The sequence below is a fragment of the Synechococcus sp. UW140 genome, assembly GCF_900474295.1.
In the GTDB taxonomy this organism is placed as follows: Bacteria; Cyanobacteriota; Cyanobacteriia; order PCC-6307; family Cyanobiaceae; genus Synechococcus_C.
This window is the reverse complement of record NZ_UCOB01000031.1, coordinates 66,835-89,360: the sequence shown is the minus strand read 5'-3', so window position 1 is coordinate 89,360 and position 22,526 is coordinate 66,835. Positions and strand designations below refer to the sequence as shown.

22 protein-coding genes and 1 tRNA gene are annotated in these 22,526 nt (G+C 59.0%); 12 read left to right on the top strand and 11 right to left on the bottom strand.

Annotation, left to right across the window (positions count from 1 at the left end; genetic code table 11):
• Positions 1-8 precede the first annotated feature (8 nt).
• The gene (locus DXY10_RS13210; RefSeq protein WP_244282315.1) at positions 9-986 is read left to right on the top strand and encodes an LCP family protein; all 978 of its coding nucleotides are present in this window, start codon (positions 9-11) and stop codon (positions 984-986) included.
• 18 nt (positions 987-1,004) lie between these two features.
• Here DXY10_RS13210 and DXY10_RS13205 read toward each other — a convergent pair whose 3' ends face one another.
• Positions 1,005-1,493: a hypothetical protein gene (locus DXY10_RS13205; RefSeq protein ID WP_115019903.1), complete on the bottom strand. Its 489-nt coding sequence runs from the start codon at positions 1,491-1,493 to the stop codon at positions 1,005-1,007.
• 96 nt (positions 1,494-1,589) lie between these two features.
• On the opposite strand from DXY10_RS13205, the gene DXY10_RS13200 reads away from it, so the two are divergent.
• Both DXY10_RS13200 and DXY10_RS13195 read left to right on the top strand, forming a co-directional pair.
• Positions 1,590-2,585, top strand: coding sequence for a ribose-phosphate pyrophosphokinase (locus tag DXY10_RS13200; RefSeq protein WP_115019902.1), 996 nt, complete (start codon positions 1,590-1,592; stop codon positions 2,583-2,585).
• Between the two features lie 166 nt (positions 2,586-2,751).
• The gene (locus DXY10_RS13195; RefSeq protein WP_244282331.1) at positions 2,752-3,852 is read left to right on the top strand and encodes a glycoside hydrolase family 10 protein; all 1,101 of its coding nucleotides are present in this window, start codon (positions 2,752-2,754) and stop codon (positions 3,850-3,852) included.
• Positions 3,853-3,914: 62 nt separating this feature from the next.
• Here DXY10_RS13195 and DXY10_RS13190 read toward each other — a convergent pair whose 3' ends face one another.
• The 5 genes from DXY10_RS13190 to DXY10_RS13170 all read right to left on the bottom strand — a co-directional run bounded on the left by DXY10_RS13190 (position 3,915) and on the right by DXY10_RS13170 (position 8,905).
• Positions 3,915-4,310 (bottom strand): AbrB family transcriptional regulator, encoded by a 396-nt coding sequence (locus DXY10_RS13190; protein WP_115019924.1) that lies wholly within the window; start codon positions 4,308-4,310, stop codon positions 3,915-3,917.
• A gap of 227 nt (positions 4,311-4,537) precedes the next feature.
• Positions 4,538-4,879 carry a hypothetical protein gene (locus DXY10_RS13185; RefSeq protein WP_115019901.1) on the bottom strand — a complete coding sequence of 114 codons (342 nt, stop codon included), beginning with the start codon at positions 4,877-4,879 and terminating at the stop codon, positions 4,538-4,540.
• Positions 4,880-4,901: 22 nt separating this feature from the next.
• A complete protein-coding gene (gene pepN / locus DXY10_RS13180; RefSeq protein ID WP_115019900.1) occupies positions 4,902-7,523 on the bottom strand; it encodes an aminopeptidase N in 2,622 nt (873 codons plus the stop codon).
• Between the two features lie 265 nt (positions 7,524-7,788).
• Positions 7,789-8,253: a cAMP phosphodiesterase gene (locus DXY10_RS13175; protein ID WP_244282314.1), complete on the bottom strand. Its 465-nt coding sequence runs from the start codon at positions 8,251-8,253 to the stop codon at positions 7,789-7,791.
• 79 nt (positions 8,254-8,332) lie between these two features.
• Entirely contained in the window at positions 8,333-8,905 is a 573-nt protein-coding gene (locus DXY10_RS13170) for a hypothetical protein (protein ID WP_115019899.1), read from the bottom strand.
• A gap of 104 nt (positions 8,906-9,009) precedes the next feature.
• On the opposite strand from DXY10_RS13170, the gene DXY10_RS13165 reads away from it, so the two are divergent.
• Both DXY10_RS13165 and DXY10_RS13160 read left to right on the top strand, forming a co-directional pair.
• A complete protein-coding gene (locus DXY10_RS13165) occupies positions 9,010-10,173 on the top strand; it encodes a histidine kinase (RefSeq protein ID WP_115019898.1) in 1,164 nt (387 codons plus the stop codon).
• Between the two features lie 43 nt (positions 10,174-10,216).
• Positions 10,217-10,289: transfer RNA gene (locus DXY10_RS13160), tRNA-Glu, on the top strand.
• 204 nt (positions 10,290-10,493) lie between these two features.
• On the opposite strand, the gene DXY10_RS13155 is transcribed toward DXY10_RS13160, so the two are convergent.
• Positions 10,494-10,973 carry an SRPBCC family protein gene (locus tag DXY10_RS13155; RefSeq protein WP_115019922.1) on the bottom strand — a complete coding sequence of 160 codons (480 nt, stop codon included), beginning with the start codon at positions 10,971-10,973 and terminating at the stop codon, positions 10,494-10,496.
• A 260-nt stretch (positions 10,974-11,233) separates the two neighbouring features.
• On the opposite strand from DXY10_RS13155, the gene DXY10_RS13150 reads away from it, so the two are divergent.
• The 7 genes from DXY10_RS13150 to DXY10_RS13120 all read left to right on the top strand — a co-directional run bounded on the left by DXY10_RS13150 (position 11,234) and on the right by DXY10_RS13120 (position 18,580).
• Complete coding sequence (locus DXY10_RS13150; RefSeq protein ID WP_115019897.1) at positions 11,234-12,439, top strand: FAD-binding oxidoreductase; 1,206 nt, start codon at positions 11,234-11,236, stop codon at positions 12,437-12,439.
• Positions 12,440-12,594: 155 nt separating this feature from the next.
• Positions 12,595-14,121 carry a glucose-6-phosphate dehydrogenase gene (gene zwf / locus DXY10_RS13145; RefSeq protein ID WP_115019896.1) on the top strand — a complete coding sequence of 509 codons (1,527 nt, stop codon included), beginning with the start codon at positions 12,595-12,597 and terminating at the stop codon, positions 14,119-14,121.
• A 62-nt stretch (positions 14,122-14,183) separates the two neighbouring features.
• Positions 14,184-15,467: a glucose-6-phosphate dehydrogenase assembly protein OpcA gene (locus DXY10_RS13140; protein ID WP_115019895.1), complete on the top strand. Its 1,284-nt coding sequence runs from the start codon at positions 14,184-14,186 to the stop codon at positions 15,465-15,467.
• 41 nt (positions 15,468-15,508) lie between these two features.
• The gene (locus DXY10_RS13135) at positions 15,509-16,978 is read left to right on the top strand and encodes a cobyrinate a,c-diamide synthase (protein WP_115019894.1); all 1,470 of its coding nucleotides are present in this window, start codon (positions 15,509-15,511) and stop codon (positions 16,976-16,978) included.
• Complete coding sequence (locus tag DXY10_RS13130) at positions 16,978-17,229, top strand: acylphosphatase (RefSeq protein ID WP_371411163.1); 252 nt, start codon at positions 16,978-16,980, stop codon at positions 17,227-17,229. The genes DXY10_RS13135 and DXY10_RS13130 overlap by 1 nt, the downstream gene beginning before the upstream one ends.
• Before the next feature lie 8 nt (positions 17,230-17,237).
• Entirely contained in the window at positions 17,238-17,828 is a 591-nt protein-coding gene (locus DXY10_RS13125; RefSeq protein WP_115019892.1) for a histidine phosphatase family protein, read from the top strand.
• A gap of 65 nt (positions 17,829-17,893) precedes the next feature.
• Positions 17,894-18,580 carry a GAP family protein gene (locus DXY10_RS13120; protein ID WP_115019921.1) on the top strand — a complete coding sequence of 229 codons (687 nt, stop codon included), beginning with the start codon at positions 17,894-17,896 and terminating at the stop codon, positions 18,578-18,580.
• On the opposite strand, the gene DXY10_RS13115 is transcribed toward DXY10_RS13120, so the two are convergent.
• From DXY10_RS13115 to folD, 4 genes are all read right to left on the bottom strand, one after another.
• Complete coding sequence (locus tag DXY10_RS13115; RefSeq protein ID WP_115019891.1) at positions 18,567-20,054, bottom strand: ATP-dependent RecD-like DNA helicase; 1,488 nt, start codon at positions 20,052-20,054, stop codon at positions 18,567-18,569. The genes DXY10_RS13120 and DXY10_RS13115 overlap by 14 nt on opposite strands.
• A complete protein-coding gene (locus DXY10_RS13110; protein WP_115019890.1) occupies positions 20,051-20,566 on the bottom strand; it encodes a divergent PAP2 family protein in 516 nt (171 codons plus the stop codon). Before DXY10_RS13110 ends, DXY10_RS13115 begins: the two co-directional genes overlap by 4 nt.
• A 2-nt stretch (positions 20,567-20,568) precedes the next feature.
• Positions 20,569-21,522 (bottom strand): geranylgeranyl diphosphate synthase CrtE, encoded by a 954-nt coding sequence (gene crtE, locus DXY10_RS13105; RefSeq protein ID WP_115019889.1) that lies wholly within the window; start codon positions 21,520-21,522, stop codon positions 20,569-20,571.
• A 69-nt stretch (positions 21,523-21,591) separates the two neighbouring features.
• Positions 21,592-22,500 carry a bifunctional methylenetetrahydrofolate dehydrogenase/methenyltetrahydrofolate cyclohydrolase FolD gene (folD, locus tag DXY10_RS13100; RefSeq protein WP_115019888.1) on the bottom strand — a complete coding sequence of 303 codons (909 nt, stop codon included), beginning with the start codon at positions 22,498-22,500 and terminating at the stop codon, positions 21,592-21,594.
• Between the last annotated feature and the right edge of the window lie 26 nt (positions 22,501-22,526).

Genomic DNA, 22,526 nt, shown 5'->3' with positions numbered 1-22,526 from the left:
CACGGCTGATGGCTGCCCCGGCACAGGAACACACCACCAAAAAGGGCAAACAGCGCCGTTGGCTTGGTCAGCATCCCCTCAGGGCCGTGCTTCGGATTACAGCAACACTTGGCAGTGTCTGGCTGGTCGGAACAGCCCTGACAACACTGTGGCCGAAGGCCGACCGCGTCGCACCGACGCTGCCTTCAGTCGATGACCCCTCCAGCTTGGCGCCCTTCCCCAGCCAACCGGTCACGGTGTTGGTGGTGGGTGTGGATGCGAATGGCATCAACGATTCCCTCAACAGAGCGGCGCCGCAAGGACCGGCCAATGCCGACAGCTTGATGTTGATCCGCGTTCAGCCAGAAACGCCACTGCAGATCCTGCAGGTCCCAACAGAGCTTGGGGTGAACCTGCCGGGGACAGCCTCGATGCAACCCCTGGCCAGGAGCTACCGGGAGGGTGGTGTGGCTCTGACCGCCGATGTGGTCGCAGACGTGGTCGGACTGCAAGAAGGGGAGCCAAGCCGCTATGTGGTGATGCCTCGCAGGGCCCTACGCACTCTCGTGAACGGTCTCGGTGACCTGGACGTGCGTCTGAATCAGACCCTCAACCACACCGATCAACGCCAGAACTACAGCGTCAATCTGCAGGCCGGACGCCAGACCCTCAATGCTGCCCAGGCTGAGCAACTGGCCCGGTTCCGTCCTGATCCCCTCAAAGACCATGAACGGCGCCTACGGCAGCAATGGCTGGTCCGTGCCATTCACGATCAGATGCACCAGCCCAACGCCATTCTCGTCTTGCCAGGATTAGTCAATGACCTCAGCAGCCAAGTGGAGAGCGACATGAACAGCCAGGAGTGGCTGAGCCTGGCCGCGGCAGCTCTGAGCAGCAAACAACCTCCCGTGATCTCCACCTTGCCCTTGGCTCCCAGGGCCGGCGAGCAACCCCTGCGTCAACTCAAAGCCGGGACGCCCTTTCCGCTCTGGCCTCCAAAAAACTGAGGGAATCAGCACAACCCTTCAGCTTCTGAGCTGACATTGCAACACCGTCACCAGAGCATCCAGGCCCTCATCACCTTGAGCGGCCATCCAACCGGACCACGGCAATCCATCCCGTCGCCGTTCGGTCAAGCTCCAGGAGCCTCCAATCTGGATCAGGCCGATCAGAGGAACACGGCGGCTGTGACACAGAGCGAGATAAGCCGGAACGACCCCAGGAATTGCCCCATCAGCCAATGGGGTTGCCAACAACACCGTGGGGACCCGCCAAGCACCTAGCGCATCGATCCAACAACTGCCATCAAACGCGACTCGACCGGAATCACCGGCCAACCGCACCAGACGGGGACAATCCCTGTGCAGGTCAGCCAAGAACGACTGGGGAGACTGGCCGACTGCAACGGTGCTCAACGTGACCCCAAAGGCTTCTGCGAGGGTTCTGCAGGCCCTGCGCATCAGCAGCTCGGGCAGGGGCCCGGCGCCAATCACCACTATGGATTGATCGAGCATCAGCAGACCTTAACGAGCTTGAACAAGCGACCCGTGATGAAGGCCGTCAGGCTCGGCACTACCATCGGGTGACAGCTGTTCTCGTTTGCGGGAGTCGTGACCAGTTTTCTCACTGCAGCCCGTGCAGAGCAGGAGAAGATCCACCAGGACAATCGCCGGCTTCGCCTGTTCAGCGGTACGGCGAATCCTGCTCTCTCCCAGGAGATCTCAGCCTATCTGGGCGTTCCAGACGGCCCGAGGGTTTGCAAGCGCTTCGCCGATGGCGAGCTTTACGTCCAAATTCAAGAATCGATCCGTGGCTGCGACGTTTTCCTGATCCAGCCGACCTGTGCTCCGGTCAACGACCACCTCATGGAGCTGTTGATCATGGTCGATGCCTGCCGCCGGGCCTCAGCACGTCAAATCACGGCTGTGGTGCCGTATTACGGCTATGCCCGAGCAGACCGCAAAACAGCCGGGAGGGAATCGATTACGGCAAAACTCACAGCCAACCTTTTAGCCAAATCAGGGGTGGACAGAGTGCTTGCGATGGATCTTCACTCTGCTCAAATCCAGGGTTATTTCGATATCCCTTGCGATCACATTTACGGATCCCCAGTCCTGGTTGACTACCTCTCCGCCCAGGAGCTTGGCGAGGTGGTGGTGGTGTCACCAGATGTCGGTGGTGTAGCCCGGGCCAGGGCGTTCGCCAAACAGATGAACGATGCGCCATTGGCGATCATCGACAAGCGCCGAACTGGTCATAACAAGGCGGAAAGCCTCACCGTGATTGGTGATGTGAAGGACAAAACCGCGATTTTGATCGACGACATGATCGACACAGGCGGCACCATCTGCTCCGGTGCACGTCTGCTTCGCCAGCAGGGTGCCCAGCGAGTTCTGGCCTGCGCAACACACGCTGTCTTCTCCCCGCCAGCCTGTGAGCGCCTCTCCGCGGATGGTTTGTTCGAACAGGTGGTAGTCACCAACAGCATCCCGATCGCACCCGATCGGACATTCCCCCAGCTCAAAGTTCTCTCGGTAGCCAACATGCTTGGGGAAGCGATCTGGCGCATTCACGAAGAAAGCTCTGTGAGCTCAATGTTTCGCTGAATTCGTGAAAGCTTTTGCATATCAGTGCAAGCTGCCCAGGATCGGGGCTCAGACCGAGCGACGCTTGATCACGTCCTTCGCTGCAGGGCTCGCCACAATTCTGAGCTTGGCGATCACGCAACGGCCAAGCGCCAAAGCCGCGCCTCCACCAGCTTCGACGGGCAACATCAGCCAACTTCCCATCAATGGGCCGCCACCCCGAACGCTGGGAGTGTGGATCACAAACAGTCCGAGTCCTGTTTATTACAGCCATGCACGCATCCGCCAGGCCGTTGAGGAGCTCCAGGAGGCCGGTTTTAACGCGATCTATCCGAATGTCTGGAGCAGGGGCACGACCTTCCACCGCAGTCAATTCGCACCCGTAGAACCAAATCTCGCTGCTGCCGGACTGGAACTGGACCCGATCTGCACCCTCAGTGCCGAAGCCCGCAAACGGGGAATGAAAGTGATCCCCTGGTTTGAATACGGCCTGATGGAGCCCGCCACAGCAGCTGTGGTCCAGGACCATCCCGAATGGGTGCTTGCGAAGGCCAATGGCAGCACGAGCATGACAATGCACGGCAAGGAGATGGTCTGGCTCAATCCCGCCCACCCAGAGGTGCGGGAACGCTTCATCGGCTTGGTGGTGGAGGTGCTCAAGCGCTGCCGCATGCATGGCCTCCAGCTCGACGACCATTTCGCCTGGCCGGTGGAACTGGGCTACGACCCCTACACCGTGGCCCTCTATCGGCAGGAAACCGGTGTGGAACCTCCGCGTGATCACACCAACCGCATCTGGATGACCTGGCGACGTCGCAAGCTCACAGGTCTCCTCAGGGAGTTACGCGAGCGCCTCGGCCAAGAAGCACTGCCAAAACGTATTTCACTCTCACCAGGGCCCTTCCGTTTTGCCTACAACCATTGGTTGCAGGACTGGGAGCTGTGGGCTGTCGGTGAGCTAATCGAAGATCTTGTGGTGCAGAACTATGCCTATTCCCTCAAAGGTTTCGCGAAAGATCTGGATCAACCCGCGCTGCGCAAAGCCCGGCAATGGGGAATGCCGGTGCAGATTGGAGTGCTTGCAGGCTTCGGAAAACGAACCACTCCAATGCCAGTTCTTGCAGAGAAAATGCGGCTCAGCCATGAACGAGGCTACGGAGTGATTTTCTTTTACTGGGAGGGACTTTGGGGTGCACATTCGGGTCGTGAAGGATCGGCCTTCAGGCGCGAAGTCTTCCGGCGGCTTGGAACTACGCCTGGGGAGTCAATCCTCGATCAATCGAAATGATTCCATCAAAAAACCCCGCTTGACAGCGGGGTGGGGAAGCAACCTAAATCATGCGGAGTCTTTCAGTCTTCGCCGTCTTCCATGGCTGCGCTGTCGCTGTGAGTGGCTGCTGCACCAGTTGGGATCAGACGGATCGCCTTCTTTCCTAGCTTGATTTCGAATTCATCGCCAGGCTCAAGATTGAGCATAGCCGTGTAAGCCTTGCCGATCAGAAGGTTACCGTTGCCCTGAACGGTGGCCACATAAGAGAGCTTGCGACCACCCTTGCCGATTCCCTTTGTGCCACCTCCTAGGTCAATGCCCTTGGCATTGAGAAGAGCCTCATAGAAGCTGGTGAAGTTAACCCGTTGACCACCGTCTTTCTTGTCAGAAACGTACCCACAGGCCGTGGCCATATCAGTTTTGGAGACATCACCCAGCTCCTTGACTTTGGCCAGCAGTTCAGATCCAGTGAGCATTTCCATTGTTGAAATGAATTACTAGAAACATACACACCCATCACTTCATCAGGCAAGACATAGATCGTCCAAGAAGGACTTGTCTCAAAACATGAAAGACCATTGAGCAATTGAGTGAGTACAAAAGCCCACCCCCATCAAACAATGGATCGATCTGCTCTTTCGACCAACAGACAGTCTCGTTTTGAATCTCAGGGCAACCAATAAGCAAAGGACAACAAGCTGATTCAGCCTTGAGAAAGCCCTTGATCGGCAGATCCAACCTTTAGCCACGAGCAGCTGCTCTTTCCATCGGTCTGAGCCCCTGAAGCCAGCAGGATCAACAATCGCTCGTTATCACAGCCATCAACAAGAACAGCAGACCTGGCCATGGCAGGCCAGCGAAGCAGCACAACCTGTGGAAAAAAGAGGCCTATTTTCGCGTCCAAACAACCGTAAAAACCTCCAAAACAGCCCAAAAGCCGATAAACTGTGGAAACCCCATCACCCTGCCGGTCTCCTGACCGGCTTTTTTGTGGAAAAACCAATGACAGGCGTCGCTTGATTATGCCGGCGACCTGAGAAGACATTGATGGGTGGAAGAGAACACGATCAGGCCATCATCATGTCCACCACCTCCCGGGTATTGGCGGACAACTCCGCTGACTGCAGTAGTGCCAACCCCTCCAGGACCTGACGCTGGCGCTCTTTGCTGTAAAAGCGCCAACGGCTAAACACCTTTGCCAGTCGGGATGCCGTGATCGCGTTGCGCTGATCCACTGCGATGATCTGCTGCGCCATGAAGCGATAGCCGCTGCCGTCCGCGGCATGGAAGACCACGGGATTTCCAGCCAGGCCTCCAAGGACTGCCCGCACAGCGTTAGGCGCCATCGGATCGAAACGAGGATGGTCGAGCAACGTCTGAATCCGCTCGAGGCCATCAGCTCGCGGAGTGGAAGCCTCGAGAGCGAACCAGGTGTCAAAGATCACCGGACGCTGCTGCCAGCGATCATGAAAACGCTGCAAGGCCTTCTCTCTCTGAACACAATCGAGGGGCTGAAGGGAACGAAGGCCATAACGAGCCATGGTCATCGAGGGGCCAGTGACTGCGTCTAAGGCCTGATCCCTCACCTGATGATCACCCGCGGCAGCCAGCCAGCTCCAGATCAAACCAGTGAGCTGTCGTTCACCCTGACCTTCAGGCCAGACCTGATCGAGCTGTGGCCCCATCTGCTCCAACCGGGCCTTCAAAGGAATGGCCAAGGCTGTGCCCAGCTGTTCACGCAAGGCACAGCCGGCCAGATAGAGGTCAAGAGGTTCGGCCACCTCCTGCAGAGCCTCAAGCTCTGCTCCACCAGGAAAACTGAGCAGAGTGACGAGAACAGCGGGATCCTGCTCACCATCAGCGGCCAGCAGAACCTCCAGGGAGGACTGCATCTGTTTCTCCAAGGCAATGTCAACGTCACCTGCGGCCCGGGCCAAGAGCAAACGTTGCCAGAGCTGTTGCCCTGCATCCCAGCGGGCGAAGGGGTCGTTGTCATAAGCAAAGAGATGGAACAACTCCGTCATCGACTGATCCGCCTGCCAATGCACTGGTGCGGAGAACTGGCGAAACAGTGACAAGGCTGGTGGCTGTTCAGCTGAAGCAAGCCCCTCCAGAACAAGGGTCTGCTCTGGCTGATCCAACACCAACAGCTGCTCCTCCCCTGGTTCACCATCGGCACCAACCAGAGACCACAGGAGAGGGATGACCAGCGGCTGCTTATCGGGCTGTCCAGGGGTAGCTGCCGTGGTCTGACGGATGGTGAGAGTCAGGCGGCCGTGCTGTGGATCCCAAGCACGCGCAATCTGCACCTCCGGGGTGCCGGCCTGGACGTACCAACGTTCAAATTGCTCCGGATCAAAACCCAAGGGCTCGCCGTCCTCGAGTGCTCCCTGCAGGATCGCTGCGACAAAGTCGTTGGTTGTGGCCGCTTCACCGTCATGCCGGCGGAAATAAAGCCCCATCCCCCGCATAAAACGCTCCTTGCCGAGAAGGGTCTGGAGCATGCGAATCAACTCTGCCCCTTTCTCATAGATCGTCGTTGTGTAGAAGTTATCGATCGCTTGGTAGGCATCTGGCTTCACAGGATGTGCCGTAGGGCCAGCATCCTCCCGGAACTGGGTGTTGCGCAGCATGGAGGCATCCTCGATGCGCTTCAAGGCCTGTGAATGCAGATCAGCCGTGAAGCACTGATCACGGAAGACGGTGAGTCCCTCCTTAAGGGACAACTGGAACCAATCACGACAGGTAATGCGGTTTCCCGACCAGTTATGGAAGTACTCGTGGGCGACGACGCTCTCGATCCGTTCCAATTCACCATCCGTGGCTGTTTCCGCATCCGCGAGCACCAACTTGGAGTTGAAGATATTGAGACTCTTGTTCTCCATCGCGCCCATGTTGAAATGGCGCACGGCAACAGTATTGAACTCGTCAAGGTCGTATTCGAGGCCATAAACCTTCTCATCCCAGGCCATCGAACGCTGCAGCGATGCCATCGCATGCGCAGTGAATGGCTCATCCCCAGGTTCCACATGCAAACGCAGCGCCACATCCCTGCCAGATGCGGTTCTGAAGCTGTCGCGAACCTCGCGCAAATCACCCGCTACAAGAGCAAAGAGATAGGACGGCTTCGGGAAGGGATCGTCCCAAATCGCTTCGTGACGACCGGAGGCCGAGGCCACGTCCCCGGAACGAATCAGATTGCCGTTGGACAGGAGCACCGGATACATCTGGCGGTCAGCTTCAATGCGAACCCGGTAGCGACTCAGCACATCCGGACGATCCGGATGGAAAGTAATGCGGCGGAACCCTTCCGCCTCGCACTGGGTGGTGAGCATGCCCCCACTGGCATACAGCCCTTCCAGCGATGCGTTCGAGAAAGGATCAACCCGGCAGACCGTGGTCAAGGAAAAGGGCTCTGCTGGAGGATGCTTCAGCACCAATCGGCTGGTCTCGACGCTGTAATCGGCGGAAGCGAGAACCTGATCATCGATGCGGATTTCGAGGAGCTCAAGCTCCACGCCGCGTAAATGCATCGCTTCTGAGGCAGAACCTGATGCGCGAGGTTCCACCGCCATCGTGCTGGTGACCTGAACCAGCCTGTCCTCAATCACCACATCGAGACTGACGCTGGGGATCGCAAATGGATACTGCCGATAATCGAGGAGACGAACAGTGGAAGCTGGGGCCATAGGGATCGCTCAGTCACCTGATCCTGGCGCGCCCTATGGCCTTGGGGGACCCCAGGCGCTCACAAAGGCTGCAGACCAAGGCTGCAGACCACCGAAGCGAAAAGAGGGGATGCATCCTTTCGAGCCAACGAAAAGCATGCAGGCATTGGGTTGGATGTTGGCCTCAGCCAATCGGGACCCCAGATAACGGGGCCATCAAAAAGCCCACAGCTGCATCGCTCTGCAACTGCGGGCTTGGTTTCAGGCGTGAAGGGACTGAACTGGATCAGTTGCCAGCAGAGGCACTCTGCTTCTTGATCGCCTCTTGGACCTTGGCCTTCACATCGGCGGGAACAACATCAGGGCAATACTGAATAGCACCGGTGATGATCTGGAATTCAGCACCTGCAAACAATTGCTCGTTCGTGAGTTTGTTGCTGCCAGCCGACTCAACCATGCCGCCATGACGACCGTTGAGGATCTGCACATAGGTCGCTGAGGCAATGCCAACCGCCTTAGGGAATTCCACCTTGGCCGCACTAGCATTACAAACGTAGGACGAGCCCATTCCTCGGTACAGGAAAATGTCCTCTTGCGCCGCCGGGCTGGCGCTTTCAAGCTGCTGGGCATGAGCAGCTGGGCTGACCAGGCTCAAGGGTGCTGCGGCGAGGGAAGCCGACAACAGAACACGAATGCTGCGGGAAAAGGTAAACAACTGACGGAATCGGATCTCCGTGCCATGGTGCCCCATATAAGGGCTGATCGACCAGTCAATCGATGACTAAATCTGATTGCATTGGCAGAACCCCCCCATCTGAGCTTTTGGCCCATCAGGCCGAGATGGGCTCATTGGCATCTTCTATCCGGGTTTCGTGGTGGTGCTCCACGATCGCCAGTTCGCCGTTCTGCCAGCTGTAAATCGCTCGGGAACGATAGCGGTCCTGGTCGATCAGACGGGTGTGTTCAAGGATGTGCCAATCGGCGTAATCCGATTCAAATACCACTTCATGCTCATCCACCTGTCGGATCTGGGTGCGAACAGGCATGTCTTCTAAGTAGGCCCTATCCCTTTGAAGCTGATGGCCAAGCAGGGTGGCCTCCATCTGACCTTCTTTTCGATAAGGGAGCTTGCGCTGGAAGGTATCAGCTTCCTTCTCCGGCCACCAAGTGAAGCGGTAGCGAGGGACTCCAATGGCGGATTCCGCAAAGATCTCGACGCGGATCACCATGTCGAGATAGAGCACTTCATCGTGCTGAAAAATGTATTGCCGCCTTGAACGCCACAACCCCAAGTTGCGAGCGAACCAACGCCTCAGATTGCCGTCCAGATTGAATCGCTCACTCGGGGGTGGGCCATCAGGGGGAACCTGGGCACCCCGTCGCTCGAGAGGGAGTAACGGCATAACAGGCCCTGCAAGACAACAGTCTGTACAAGATCGTCATAGCGAATCTCTCCGACGCTGCAAAAACCCATAAGGTAAGCGTCATCTTTGACAATTTCCGTCCTGTGGATGGGAGTGCTCCCAATCCGCGTCAGCCTCTGAAGCTCCTGCTGGTTGCCAGCAGGCACCATCTGTCCAGCGGAGATATCCGATCCCTGATTCAGTTCCTTGAGAGTGAGGACTGCGGATTTGAAGTCACCCTGCAGGTGGCAGACCCAACCAGCCACCCTGAACTACTCGAATTGCATCGGCTGGTAGTGACACCAGCTCTGATCAAGCTTCAGCCCGCCCCCAAGCAGGTCTTCGCCGGAACCAGCATCTTCCAACAATTACGGGGATGGGTTCCACGCTGGCAACAGGACGAAGTCGTGAGCGGACTCGGACTCAGCCTCCAACCCACAGAACTGGATGGCAGCCGCACCCAGCGGGAGCTGCAACTGGAAGACCAGCTTCTAGTGCTGCGCCAGGAGAACGAAACTCTGATCGACCGGCTCCAGGCGCAGGAAAGGCTGTTGCGAATGGTCGCCCATGAACTCAGAACACCCCTCACCGCCGCCACATTGGCGCTCCAGAGCCTGCAACTCGGCCAGATCGATCACAACCGCTTCCAGGATGTCCTGAAACGGCGACTCGAGGAAATCGCCCTGCTGTCAAAAGATCTGCTCGAGGTTGGCAGCACACGCTGGGAGGCAATGTTTAATCCCCAGCGACTGGATCTTGCCAGCGTTGCGGCCGAGGCCATTCTCGAGCTGGAAAAACAGTGGCTGGGCCGTGATGTGGGCATCCACACCGACATCCCCTCCGATCTTCCCAAGGTCTATGCCGACCAGAGACGAATGCGGCAGGTGCTTCTCAACCTGCTGGAGAACGCCTTGAAATACACCAAAGACGGCGGCAAGGTCTCACTCAGCATGCTGCACCGCACCAGTCAATGGCTTCAGGTGAGTGTGTGCGATAGCGGGCCAGGGATTCCGATCGAGGAGCAGCAGCGGATCTTCCTGGACCGTGTGCGCCTGCCGCAAACCTCTAGCGAGACCTCAGGCTTTGGAGTGGGACTATCGGTGTGCAGGCGCATCGTTGAGGTGCACGGAGGGAAAATCTGGGTGGTTTCAGCACCGGGGGAGGGTGCCTGCTTCTTCTTCACCGTTCCGGTTTGGCAGGGACAGGATCAGGCCAAGTCAGAGAATGATGCGACCAGTTTCTTGACGGAGGGTCCGTCTGACCCGTAATTTCTTTTGGTGCTCGGGAACACAACGTTCCGAACACGGCCTCGCCCCCATCGTCTAGAGGCCTAGGACACCTCCCTTTCACGGAGGCGACAGGGGTTCGAATCCCCTTGGGGGTATCAAAATCGCCTTAAGTCAAAGGCAAAAGAATTAATCGAAGCCGCTCATATTCACAAGGTAGGGATCCAATAGTTGGCAATTTTATGCATATACATCAATCAACTTGGTCGAGAAACTGATCTTTTCTGAGGGATCCATTCATTCCCTTGATCAATAAGCGAGGCGCGCAAGATCAATCTCGATCTGAGCCGAGAGCTGATGAGCTATGCCAATTCAGGTGATTCCTGCCGACGAAGGGCTTCCTGTTCAACCGCAAGGAGATTGGCAGTGAGGTCGCTTCTGAGACGCTGCTCAATCAAGGCAACAGGCATTCCCATGCAACCTTGCACAGTGAGGTCATAAAGCAGTGAGGTCCCTTCAGGCAGAGACTGAAGCCGCCAAGAGCCCTCGAACCGACGAAAATCTCCCTTGGTCATTCTGAACTGGAGCAACCCCTCAGGTCGATACTCCGTCAAGTCAAGTTCCACTCGCGCCGAAAAGGTGAGGCCGAGAAGCTGCTGACTGCCAACTTGGGCAAGATGAACACAATTGTGCTCTCGCCCCAACACTTCACTGCTGGCGAGGTTGGGGATGAAGCTGCTCAGATTGTCGTAATCGGTCAGAACCTTCCAGAGCAGGTCCAGGTCTAAGGGTGTCCGCAGCTGCACCGCCAGACGCCGGGTCCCATGCGGCAGGCGTTCCATGGTCTGCTCAATGGTCTGACGACGCACACCAAATCCAGGCACATCTGCGAAGAGAGTGCGGGGTTTGACAGCAGTGGGATCAGAGGGCGGCAAAGGGAGGTCTCAGCGACTAAGGAGAAGTGGAATCGAACGACTTTAAGCTCGCTACGGACATAAATGGTTCAAAGACGACAGTCAGCATTGCGGCAAACGCACAGACGAATCGCTGAAGGCGAAGCTTCACGACTATGATCGCGCGGTTTAGTGGTTAGGCAAAGCCCATGCGCGTCAGCACTGTTGGTTCCTCCGATTCCAACGAACGGATGTTCACGGTGATCGTCCATGGACTTCAAGCAGGTCGCCAACTCAAAGCAGAGCGCCGCTACACCGTTCCCTATTCACGACTTCAACACACGATCCGCCTGATCATCTCCACGGGCGGCAAGATCAGCGAAGTGGTCGCCGCCACTGAAGCGTCCCAAGCTGCAGCTCCCGCCAAGGCCGCTCCCGCCAAGGCAGCTCCAGCGAAGGCAGCTCCTGCCAAGGCGACCCCTGCCAAGACCAAGGCATCCGCTCCCGTGACCAAAAAGCCCGACCACAAGTCCGTTCCAGTCAACCTGTACAAGCCGAGGTCTCCTTTCATCGGCACGGTTACTGAGAATTACAGCCTTCTCAGTGAAGGAGCCATCGGCCGGGTGAATCACATCACCTTCGACCTCAATGGTGGTGATCCTCATCTCAACTACGTCGAGGGCCAATCCATCGGCATCATTCCCGATGGCGAAGATGCCAAAGGCAAGCCCCACAAGCTCCGCCTCTATTCGATTGCGAGCACACGCCATGGCGACAACATGGCCGGCCACACTGTTTCCCTCTGCGTGCGCCAGCTCCAGTACGAGAAGGACGGTGAAACCATCAACGGTGTCTGTTCCACATTCCTTTGCGATATCAAGCCTGGCGACAAGGTGAAAATCACCGGTCCAGTTGGCAAAGAGATGCTTCTTCCTGAAGATGAAGAAGCCAACGTGATCATGCTCGCCACGGGCACCGGTATCGCCCCAATGCGCACCTACCTGCGGCGCATGTTTGAACCAGCTGAAAAAGAAAAGAACGGTTGGAACTTCCGTGGCAAGGCATGGCTGTTCATGGGTGCACCGAAGACCCCGAACCTGCTCTACGACGCCGACTTTGAGCATTATCAGAGCCAATTCCCCGACAACTTCCGCTACACCAAGGCGATCAGTCGTGAACAGAAGAACACCAAAGGTGGACGGATGTATATCCAGGACCGCGTTCTCGAGCACGCCGAGGAGATCTTCACGATGATCGAAGATCCCAAGACACACGTTTATATGTGTGGCCTACGAGGCATGGAGCCAGGAATCGATGAGGCCATGACTGCAGCTGCGGCAGCCAAGGGTCTCGACTGGAGCAAATTGCGTCCCCAGCTCAAGAAAGCTGAGCGCTGGCACGTAGAAACCTATTGATTCGGCCGGATTGACACGCCAGTTGAAACCCGCCCCATGGGCGGGTTTTTTTATGTCCGTTTTTGTGCAGACAACGACAAAACGTGGCTGGGAAGATCCAGGGCGCTGTGCATTCGGTGAATCCTGGTTAAACCTGCTTCAGAGCCGGGTGATCCATGAGCACCACGATGACGACAAACCCCTTGAGGGTCGGACTACGTCAGGAGCGGGTGATTGCACCCCAATGCCTTGTGATCTTTGGAGCAAGCGGCGATCTCACGCACCGCAAACTCGTGCCGGCCCTGTTTGAACTGTTCATGCAGCGCAGGCTGCCTAGCGAATTCGCAGTGCTCGGCTGTGCTCGCCGCCCCTGGAGTGACGAGGAATTCCGCTCCAAGATGGCCGAGGCCATGGCGGACAAAATCACAGACAACCCACAGGCCTGGGAGCAGTTCTCAGCAGGGATGTTCTATGAACCTGTCGATCTTCAAAAGCCAGAAGACCTGGTGAAACTGGGCGGACGGCTAGAGACGATTGATCGGCTCCGGGCGACCCGCAGCAACCGCACCTTCTATCTTTCCGTCTCACCAAAGTTCTATGGAAGCGGCTGCCGCGCCCTGGCCGATGCAGGGCTGCTCCGCGATCCTGAGCGCAGCAGGGTGGTGATCGAAAAACCTTTCGGTCGCGACTACAGCAGTGCCCAGGCACTCAACAAAGTTGTCCAATCCTGTGGTCAAGAGAACCAGATCTTCCGAATTGACCACTACCTCGGCAAGGAAACTGTGCAGAACATCATGGTTCTGCGCTTCGCCAACACGATCTTTGAACCGATCTGGAACCGTAACTACATTTCAAGTGTTCAGATCACCGCAGCTGAAACGGTCGGAGTAGAGGAACGGGCTGGGTATTACGAGAGCTCCGGGGCCCTGAGAGACATGGTGCAAAACCATCTCACTCAAATGCTGGCGATCACCGCGATGGAGACCCCTGGACGATTCGACCCTGAGGCGATCCGCAGCGAAAAGGCCAAGGTGCTGCAAGCGGCCCGCCTGGCGGATGAACTTGAACCCTGGAACTGCTGCATCCGCGGCCAGTACGGCCCAGGAGGTAGTCAGTCGGCACCACTGAAGGGCTACCGCCAAGAACCGGGGGTGGATCCAAATAGCACCACCGAGACTTACGTCGCGATGAAACTGTTCATCGACAACTGGCGATGGCAGGGGGTCCCCTTCTATGTCCGCACCGGCAAGCGGCTGGCAAAGCGTCTGAGCGAGGTTGTTCTCACCTTCCGCGAAGCACCCGTGCATCTCTTTGATGCCGCTGGCGGCAGTCCCACAGCCAACCAACTCATCCTGCGCATCCAACCGGATGAAGGCGCTGAATTTCGCTTCGAGGTGAAATCGCCAGGATCAGGGATGCGCAGTCGACCGGTGGAAATGGAATTCTCCTACGACGAATCGTTTGGAGAGCCCTCCGATGAGGGCTATGTGCGCCTCCTCGCCGATGCCATGCTCAGCGACCCCACTCTGTTCACCCGCAGTGACGAGGTAGAAGCCGCCTGGCGCCTCTACACCCCTCTCCTGGAACTGATCGAAGACAGCCCCTGGCGCCTGCCGATCCACCCCTATGAGTCGCGCACATGGGGGCCGGCTGCCGCCGATTCAATGTTGGCTCGCGATGGTCTGCTCTGGAGACGTCCCTAAGGCGCTCCCCTCACTCCCAGCTCCCCAGTCTCTGTTTCCGCCGCCCCTTCGCTCCGGCTCCCATGTCTCCCCAGCTCACCCTCCAAACCCCCCTCGAGCTTCCCCCCTCAGAGATTCCTGCCTACCTCGAGCAGCTCTGGGCGAAAGATCAGCCCACCAGCCAGGGGGCCCACACCTTTTGCCTACTGGTATGGCAACCGGCCTGGGTTGAGCAGCAATTGGTCCGCACAGGACGGATCAACGGTCCGATCACAGGTGTGCAACGCGATGAGGTCATCACAGCGGCCCGCCAGGTGGTGAGCGACAGCGATCTTCCCCTGACGACACCCCCACTCACCGCCAGCGTTGGTCAAGCCCTTGGCAGCCTGAATGGGGACCAACAAGCCGAAGACTTGCGAGGCCAGCATGTGGATGCCGCCGTCAGCACCCTGCGTCCGCGTCGCCTGATCACCCTGGCGCCGAGTCTGGATGCAAGCCACCCCCTTGAAACGCTTGTCGCCGCCTACTGCCCCCTTCCAGAAGAAGGTGGCGGCACGGCAGCTTGCGGCGATGTCGTGGTGCTCCGCGGTGGCTACGCAGCTCTGACCCAGGGCCTCACGATCCTCCAGCCCCTCCTGCCTGAAGACCTGCCCTCCTGGGTTTGGTGGAACGGCAGCCTCGATGAAGCCCCAGAGCTGCTGGAGCAACTCGCCATCGCACCCCGGAGGTTGATTTTTGATTCAGCCCTGGGCAGCCCGCACCACTGCCTCAATCTGCTGCGGGATCGCATCGAAGCTGGGCAATCAGTGAATGACCTCAATTGGCTGCGCCTGCGGGGATGGAGGGAAACCTTGGCGATGGTGTTCGACCCTCCACAGCGGCGCAATGCCCTTGGCCATGTGGTGCAGCTCGACATCGATGTGGAGGGAGAGCATCCCGTACAAGGGCTGCTACTGGCGGCGTGGATCGCCGATCGCCTCGGCTGGGAGCTCGGCAATAGCGAGCCTGAAAGCAATGGAATCATTACCGCCAGCTTTAGCCGCAGCGATGGTGCATCAGTGACGATGCGTGTTGCACCGGTACCCGTGGGACAGCCCAGCATCCACCCAGGTCAGATCGTGGGCATGCGTCTGATCTGCCAGCCGGATCATCAACCTGCCGCCTGTGTGATCCTCTGTGCTGAATCCGGTGGATGCATGCGGCTTGAAGCCGGCGGCATGGCCAGCATGGAATTGATTGAAGAAGTGGTGCCGGTTCAGCACAGCCGCGTGGAAGCGGATGTCGCCAGGCTTCTGGAGGGTGGTCATGACACCACCACCCCATTGCTGGCGGCGGCCGCACCGCTGGCTGCCAAGCTGCTTCACTGATCCGCCTTCGGCGGGATGCCGCTCAATGCCCCCTGCCGTCCATGGCCTGCCTGATCGCTGCTCCAGCCAGTGGCAGCGGTAAAACCCTGCTCAGCCTGAGCCTGATCGCCTACGCCCGAAGTCGCGGCAAAAGCCTGCAGCCTTTCAAGGTTGGCCCCGACTATCTCGACCCGCAGTTGCTGACGGCGGCAGCTGAACGTTCCTGCCGCAACCTCGATCTGCCTCTGTGCGGAGAAGCCTGGGTACGCGACAGCTTCCATGGTCATGGCGGGCGTGCAGAGCTGTGCCTCGTGGAAGGGGTGATGGGCCTCTACGACGGCATCGGCCCTACCAGTGAGGGCAGCAGTGCTGCCGTAGCCAGGCTGCTGCAACTCCCCGTGGTGCTGGTCGTGGATGCGGGCGGCCAGGCCCAATCTCTAGCGGCACTGGTGCGAGGCTTTCAGCTCCATGACCCGAAGCTGAAACTGGCCGGCGTGGTGCTCAATCGCGTCAGCACGCCTCGGCACAGGCAGCTGATGCAAGAGGTGCTCGATGGCATCGGCGTGCCGCTGCTGGGATGCCTTCCACGCACTGTGGAGCTCAGCCTGCCGAGCCGACACCTTGGCCTTGCTCCCGCCCATGAAATCGAAGCCTTCCGGCAACGGCTAGGCGCCTGGGCAAGGCTGGCAGAGGATCACCTCGACCTGAACGCGCTGCTGCCGCTCCTCCAAGCCCCTGTGCTCGGGCCCGACCCAGTGCAGCAGCAGATGGACCGCCAGCCCCAGACAACAGGTCTGGAACCGATCCCAGTGGCTGTGGCTATGGACCAGGCCTTTCATTTTCGTTATCCGGAGATGCAGGACTGGTTAGATGCCCTGGCAATGCCTGTTCTGCCTTGGCATCCGCTCGCGAACGAACCACCACCTGCTGAGGCCCAGGGATTGATCCTGCCGGGAGGATTCCCCGAACTGCATGCCAGAGATCTAAGCCAGTGCAAACAAAGTCTCGAGGGCCTGCGCCAATGGGTTGGGCAGAGGCCGATCTACGCCGAGTGCGGTGGCATGCTTTTGATGGGTCAGAGCCTGACTGATGCGGAAGGTGAAGCCCACGCGATGGCAGGTGTGCTGCCCTTTCATGCCCAGAAGGGGCAACTTCAGGTGGGCTACCGCAAGCTCCAGGCCGACCAAGATGGCCTACTTCTACGCCGCGGTGATGTCCTGACCGGGCATGAATTCCATCGCTGGAAGCTGTCTGCAGACAGTCCTGATGCCATCGACAGCAAACTGTCTGGAGGATCTGTTGGCAATCTGGAGTCCCTTTGGCAGGTTGAAGGGTGGCAAGTTCCTCAACGGAGGGAGGGATGGAATCACCCAAGACTTCACGCCAGCTGGGTACACCTCCACTGGGGCGGATGCTGGACGATCTCATGCCGATGGCGCGCCGCAGTCGAAACCGCAATGGCGAGGAACAAAGTCGCTTCATCTCCCGGCAGAAGCCACGATCCCAGGAGCTCAGAGAACGCTGGCGACTAATGGTGGAAGGGGACGTCCAGGGCGTCGGCTTCCGAAGTGCATGCTTTCGTCGGGCCACAGAACTGAGTCTCTGCGGTTGGGTGCGCAATCTCAATGACGGCAGAGTGGAGGTTCAGGCTGAGGGATCCAGCTACAAACTGAACGAACTGCGCCTCTGGTGTGAGCGTGGGACTGGCACAGCTGATGTGCGGATGGTGCGCCTGAGCCAGCTTCCCGTCACCGGCCATGACTGGTTCGAGATCAAATACTGAGACGCAGCATGCAGGAACGTCAGATCTGGTTGCTACGTCATGGGGCCACGGAGTGGGCACTCAACGGCCGACACACCGGCAAGACCGATCTACCGCTGTTGCCAGAAGGAGAAGCTGAGGCCAGGAAACTGGCCAAGGTCTTGCCAAACGTGACATTCGCGGCAGTGTTCACCTCACCGTTGCAACGGGCACAACGCACCTGCGAAATCGCTGGCCTGGGCTCCCGAGCTCAAGTGTTGAAAGAACTGACTGAGTGGAACTACGGCGACTATGAGGGCCTGACAACGACGCAGATCCAGAGGTCAGTCCCCGATTGGTCGATCTGGAGCCATGGCTGCCCAGGCGGAGAGGATGCAGCAGGGGTGCAAGGACGCTGCGAGCAGGTGATTAACCAGGCGATGGCCGTGAAGGGGGAGGGTGATGTGGCCCTTTTCGCCCATGGCCATCTGCTTCGGGCTCTAACAGGTAGCTGGCTGGGACTCGGTGCGAGCGGGGGTGGGCTGTTCCGACTCGCGACGGGTTCAATCTGTGTCCTGGGGTACGAGCACCATCACCGTGCAGTGAGCCGCTGGAATGCCCCAGCCGATGGCTGTTTCTGAGCAGGCAAACGCTCGCAAAGACGCTGATGCGTCAGCATCAGCACCATCAGAGCATTTCCCAGGCGATGAGCGACACCACCCTCTGGGCTGAGCTACTCGCCTACGGCACAGGGATCAGCCTCTCACCCATTCATGTGTCAGTGCTGCTACTGCTGTTATTGGGACCCAACCCGCTGAAACGAGGCGGATGGTTTGTCGCCGGCTGGGTGGTCACAACACTGGCCACTGTGAGCCTTCTACTCACTGTTGGGCACACCCTGGTTCTTGACATGACGCAAGGATCCCAGCACCGCACAGGACTGGATCTTCTTGCCGGCGGCGCCCTGATCGCTATCGGCGTGAAGGAGCTGTTGCGCAGCCTTGCCGATGGCGACAATCCACCCACCTGGACACGCAGCATCGACCGCTTTGTGGCGATGCCCCTGCCTCTCCTGATCGGGCTGGGAGCACTCACCGAGGTTGCCAGCCCCGATGATCTGTTCCTGTTTGCAAAATCGGCCGCTGTGGTGCTTGCGGCGCAACTGCCCACCTGGCAAGAGGTGGTTGGGCTCATCGCATTCACCACCGGCGCCAGCCTGATGCTGATACTGCCGCTAATGGCCGTGGTGGTCAGTCGCCAGAAGGTGCTGCCCCTTCTCGAGAAGGGCAAACAGCTGCTGTTTGCCCGAGGTGAATTCATTGTGAGTGGCGTCAGCCTTGGCCTGGGTGGCTATCTGGTCTGGCAAGGGCTGAGCGGCCTCATGCTGCACTGAGCGCCTGCTGCCAACGATCCACCACAGGAGCTGAACTGCTCCGACCCACCATCCAAACCCCATGGCGAGCGCGGCTCACCGCCACATACACAAGTTGACGGCGTAGGGCCAGATCCTTTGGCCAGAACACATCATCAGCGACGAAGACGTTGCCGAAGCTGCTGCCCTGACTGCGGTGAACGGTGAGGACGGCGGCGGGGCCCAGAGAAGCAAAGGCATCTCGAATCAAGAAAAAGCGACGCCAAAGAAGGCGACCATCACGTTTGCCAGCATCCCTGGCCTGGGAACGAAGCCGCTGCAGCACCCGATCCAACTGGTGGCGGCCCTCACTACCCACAGGCGGCAGCAACCTCAAGCTGAGCTCGAGCTCACCGCAACGAACACGAGCATTGAGAGTCTCGATCACAGGAGTCCCTAGGCCATCGAGTGAGAGCTGCCCGCCTGCATTGAGATCGGCACCGCTGAGGCCAAATTCGCTCAGATCACAATGGTCTGGAGTGACATCTTCAACCACCAGCTCTCGGTTGGATCCCAAGACCAGATCAGGTTCCTCCCCGGTTTCAGCACCATCCCGGGAGGCCGGCGCCATCACGGCGGTGCGGGTGATCAGAACCTCCCCCGGCAGCACCGGCATCTGGTCTGCCATGGCGCCATGGATCGCCTGGCGGGCATGGGGAACCAACTGCTCCAGGCTGCGGTTCGTCCAGCAGAGGATGCGTGCCGCATCGGGGTTATCGCAGATTGAGGCTTGCTTCAGTGCCGCCTGAGCCCGCGCCAACCAATCGGCCCGATCCAAGCTGGACACACTGCCAAGGTTAGAGATGACGTCGGCGAATAACGGCGGCCGTTCGCAGGCCAAACGACCATCGCGGAGACAGCTTGCCAGCTGCAGCACCGGTCCCTGATGACGCACCACTTCAGTCAGACAGGCCTCCTCGGCCCGATCCATCGCAAACACTGGGCTCTCCGCTTCTCCCACAGGAGGCAACTGAGCCGGATCTCCTACAAACACCAAGCGAGTGCGAAAGGGATGGGCGCACTGGAGAGCGATCGACAAGAGCGAACTGTCGATCATCGAAGCCTCATCAATGAGCACCAAGCCAAGGTGCTCCAGGGCAAAAGCAGTCTGGTCGGTGGATTCGCACAGCTCCCGATCTCCCTGGCGTTTGAGCTTCAGTCGCAGGAGCCGGTGAATCGTGGAGGGATACCAGGTGGGCTGCAAGCCCTCCAAGGCCAGGGCCTGACGAAGAACCCCCACCGCCTTATGCGTCGGGGCCACAACCGTCCAACACAGCCCTGTGGCTTCCACCATGCGCAGCAATCGCATGGACAGAAAGGTTTTGCCGCTACCGGCGAAACCACTGAGCACAAAGGGAACACCGTGATCAGACTGCTTGAGCCATCGCTCGAATGCAGCAGCAGCCTCACATTGATCAGCCGTCAAATCACCAGACAAGTCCTGAGGATCACTCACCCGAGCGCCTGGCCGATCCGTTGGGCCAACTCCAGAGGCGAACCTGCCCAGGCCAGACCAGGCAGAGCGATGAGCGGTCCGAACAGGCTGCCCACCAGCACCTCGAGGCGGGAATGGCCAAGAGTCTCCTTCAGGGGTTTCTCGGGGAGAGTGTCCCAGGCGCTATCTGGCAAGGCATTGACGCGTGCCGCTGTGAATCCGGCCGCACGACGGATGCCGCTGGCGTCGTACATCACCACGAACGCGACGGTGACAGCCAAAGCGAACACAGGGTCATTGAACCCGTTTTGCCAGCCCACCCCGGCGGCGGTTCCTGTGACTAAAGCGGAGTGACTGGAGGGCATGCCCCCGGTTTCGATCAAGACGGCGGGTCGCCAGCGGCGATGTACGACCAGTTCGATTAGAAGCTTCGAAAGCTGGGCCAGACCACAGGCGACAAGGCCCCAAACCAAAACACCGTTATCGAGCAACTGAGCCGAACTGGAAAGGGTGGCCAACAGCGGGATGGCCATGGTCAACGGTCGCGCCCGATCACATAATCGGCAAGCGCCAGCAGAGGCGCCTCCTGCCCCGCTCCCGCACCGGAGTGATGGAAGGCTGTCAACGACTCCTTGGCCTCTTTGATCAGGTTCTTGGCACGCTGTCGAGACTCCTCGAGACCAAGCAGCTTGGGATACGTGGTCTTGTCCGCAATCAAATCCTTACCGGCGGTTTTACCGAGCACATCACTGCTGGCCGTTACATCAAGGATGTCGTCAACGATCTGGAAAGCCAAGCCGATGCCCCGGGCATAGGTCCGCAGGCAATTCAACTGTGCATCATCGGCACCGCCAATCAATGCACCGGTAATCACACAGGCCTTGAGCAAGGCGCCGGTCTTATGCAAATGGATGTATTCCAGAGTCTCAAGGTCGACCTGTTTGCCCTCGCATTCCAGATCGACCACTTGACCGCCCACCAAGCCTGGGGCACCGGCCACCAAGGAGAGCTCCCCCACCACCTTGAGGAGACGGTCGGAAGGCACCCCTGAACTGCGCAGGGAGACCATCTCGAAAGCGCGGGTGAGAAGAGCATCACCGGCAAGAATCGCCACAGCATCGCCATAGACCTTGTGATTGGTCGGTCGGCCCCGCCGGAGGTCATCGTTGTCCATTGCCGGAAGATCGTCATGGATCAACGACATGGTGTGGATCATCTCCAGTGCCACCGCGGTTGGCATCGCCAACTGCGGATCACCACCTGCCAGCTCGCAAGCCGCCAAGCAGAGAATCGGCCTCAAGCGCTTCCCTCCGGCCAGCAGCGAGTAGCGCATCGCTTCCCGCAGGGACTCGGGCTTTTCCGGGCCGAGAGAGTCGTCAAGGGCAGCTTCCACCGTCTGCTTCTGAGCCGCGAGATAGGCCTTGAAATCAAAAGCCTTTTGATCAGCCCCTGACCGGGCGCTCTCGGGACTGGTCGCCGCGGCGGTCATGGGGAGGACAAAGCTGGCCGGATTCTCTCAGGCCAAGCGCCAACTCACCAGGTCTGGACACAGATCGGATCAGACCACCAGATCCTCCAGGCCGTGGTCAAGGCCATGGCGACGGCACCAAGCCACCACCGTGTTCACCAGCAGCATGGTCACGGTCATCGGGCCGACACCCCCAGGCACCGGCGAGAGCGCCAAGGCGATCTCCTCCAGTTCCTCGGCACGCACATCGCCACAGAGCTTGGCCTTAGTGCCCTCAGGGGCATCAGCAGGTCTTGGCAAGCGATGGATACCCACATCCACCACCACTGCACCTGGACGCACATGCTCAGCCCCGATCATGCGCGGCTTGCCGGCAGCCACAACCAACACATCGGCCTGTCTGGTGATCGCCTCGAGATCCTTGGTGCGGGAGTGGGCCACGCTCACGGTGGCGTTAGCCGCCTGCAGCATCAGGGCCATGGGCTGACCCACCAGGATGCTGCGACCCACCACCACGGCCCGTTTGCCCTCTAACGAGAACTGATGTCGAGCCAAAAGAGCCATCACCCCGGCAGGTGTACAGCTGCGCGGACCCGTCTGTCCTTTGAGCAGACGGCCCAGATTCAACGTATGGAGACCGTCGGCATCCTTGTCAGGATCAATCTGCTCTAACAGCGGTCCTTCTGTGAGTCCGGCCGGCAGTGGAAGCTGCAGCAGGATGCCGTCGACACGATCATCAGCGTTGAGCGCGGCAATCGCCGCAGCCACCTCAGCCTGAGAACTGCTTCCTGGAAGGTGGGATCCATAGCTGGCAACACCGATCCGGGCACAGGCCTTCTCTTTGTTGGCCACGTACACGCCACTGGCGGGGTCGTCGCCCACCCGCAGGACCGCCAGACCAGGCGGACGACCGGCCTGTGAGATCCCAGACTCGATCTCTTGGCGCAATCGCGTTTCCAGCTCAGAGGCGAGCTGTTTGCCATCCAGCCTCAGGGCCATTGCCGACGACGTAGTTCCCTCCAGCA

Bases quoted from the DNA above. Each gene is read 5' to 3' on its own strand.
- DXY10_RS13210 (WP_244282315.1), top strand. From the start codon at position 9: ATGGCTGCCCCGGCACAGGAACACACCACCAAAAAGGGCAAACAGCGC.
- DXY10_RS13205 (WP_115019903.1), bottom strand. From the start codon at position 1,493: ATGCTCGATCAATCCATAGTGGTGATTGGCGCCGGGCCCCTGCCCGAG.
- DXY10_RS13190 (WP_115019924.1), bottom strand. From the start codon at position 4,310: ATGCTCACTGGATCTGAACTGCTGGCCAAAGTCAAGGAGCTGGGTGAT.
- DXY10_RS13185 (WP_115019901.1), bottom strand. From the start codon at position 4,879: ATGTCTTCTCAGGTCGCCGGCATAATCAAGCGACGCCTGTCATTGGTT.
- pepN (WP_115019900.1), bottom strand. From the start codon at position 7,523: ATGGCCCCAGCTTCCACTGTTCGTCTCCTCGATTATCGGCAGTATCCA.
- DXY10_RS13175 (WP_244282314.1), bottom strand. From the start codon at position 8,253: ATGGGGCACCATGGCACGGAGATCCGATTCCGTCAGTTGTTTACCTTT.
- DXY10_RS13170 (WP_115019899.1), bottom strand. From the start codon at position 8,905: ATGCCGTTACTCCCTCTCGAGCGACGGGGTGCCCAGGTTCCCCCTGAT.
- DXY10_RS13155 (WP_115019922.1), bottom strand. From the start codon at position 10,973: ATGGAACGCCTGCCGCATGGGACCCGGCGTCTGGCGGTGCAGCTGCGG.
- DXY10_RS13150 (WP_115019897.1), top strand. From the start codon at position 11,234: ATGCGCGTCAGCACTGTTGGTTCCTCCGATTCCAACGAACGGATGTTC.
- zwf (WP_115019896.1), top strand. From the start codon at position 12,595: ATGAGCACCACGATGACGACAAACCCCTTGAGGGTCGGACTACGTCAG.
- DXY10_RS13140 (WP_115019895.1), top strand. From the start codon at position 14,184: ATGTCTCCCCAGCTCACCCTCCAAACCCCCCTCGAGCTTCCCCCCTCA.
- DXY10_RS13135 (WP_115019894.1), top strand. From the start codon at position 15,509: ATGGCCTGCCTGATCGCTGCTCCAGCCAGTGGCAGCGGTAAAACCCTG.
- DXY10_RS13130 (WP_371411163.1), top strand. From the start codon at position 16,978: ATGGTGGAAGGGGACGTCCAGGGCGTCGGCTTCCGAAGTGCATGCTTT.
- DXY10_RS13125 (WP_115019892.1), top strand. From the start codon at position 17,238: ATGCAGGAACGTCAGATCTGGTTGCTACGTCATGGGGCCACGGAGTGG.
- DXY10_RS13120 (WP_115019921.1), top strand. From the start codon at position 17,894: ATGAGCGACACCACCCTCTGGGCTGAGCTACTCGCCTACGGCACAGGG.
- DXY10_RS13110 (WP_115019890.1), bottom strand. From the start codon at position 20,566: ATGGCCATCCCGCTGTTGGCCACCCTTTCCAGTTCGGCTCAGTTGCTC.
- crtE (WP_115019889.1), bottom strand. From the start codon at position 21,522: ATGACCGCCGCGGCGACCAGTCCCGAGAGCGCCCGGTCAGGGGCTGAT.
- folD (WP_115019888.1), bottom strand. From the start codon at position 22,500: ATGGCCCTGAGGCTGGATGGCAAACAGCTCGCCTCTGAGCTGGAAACG.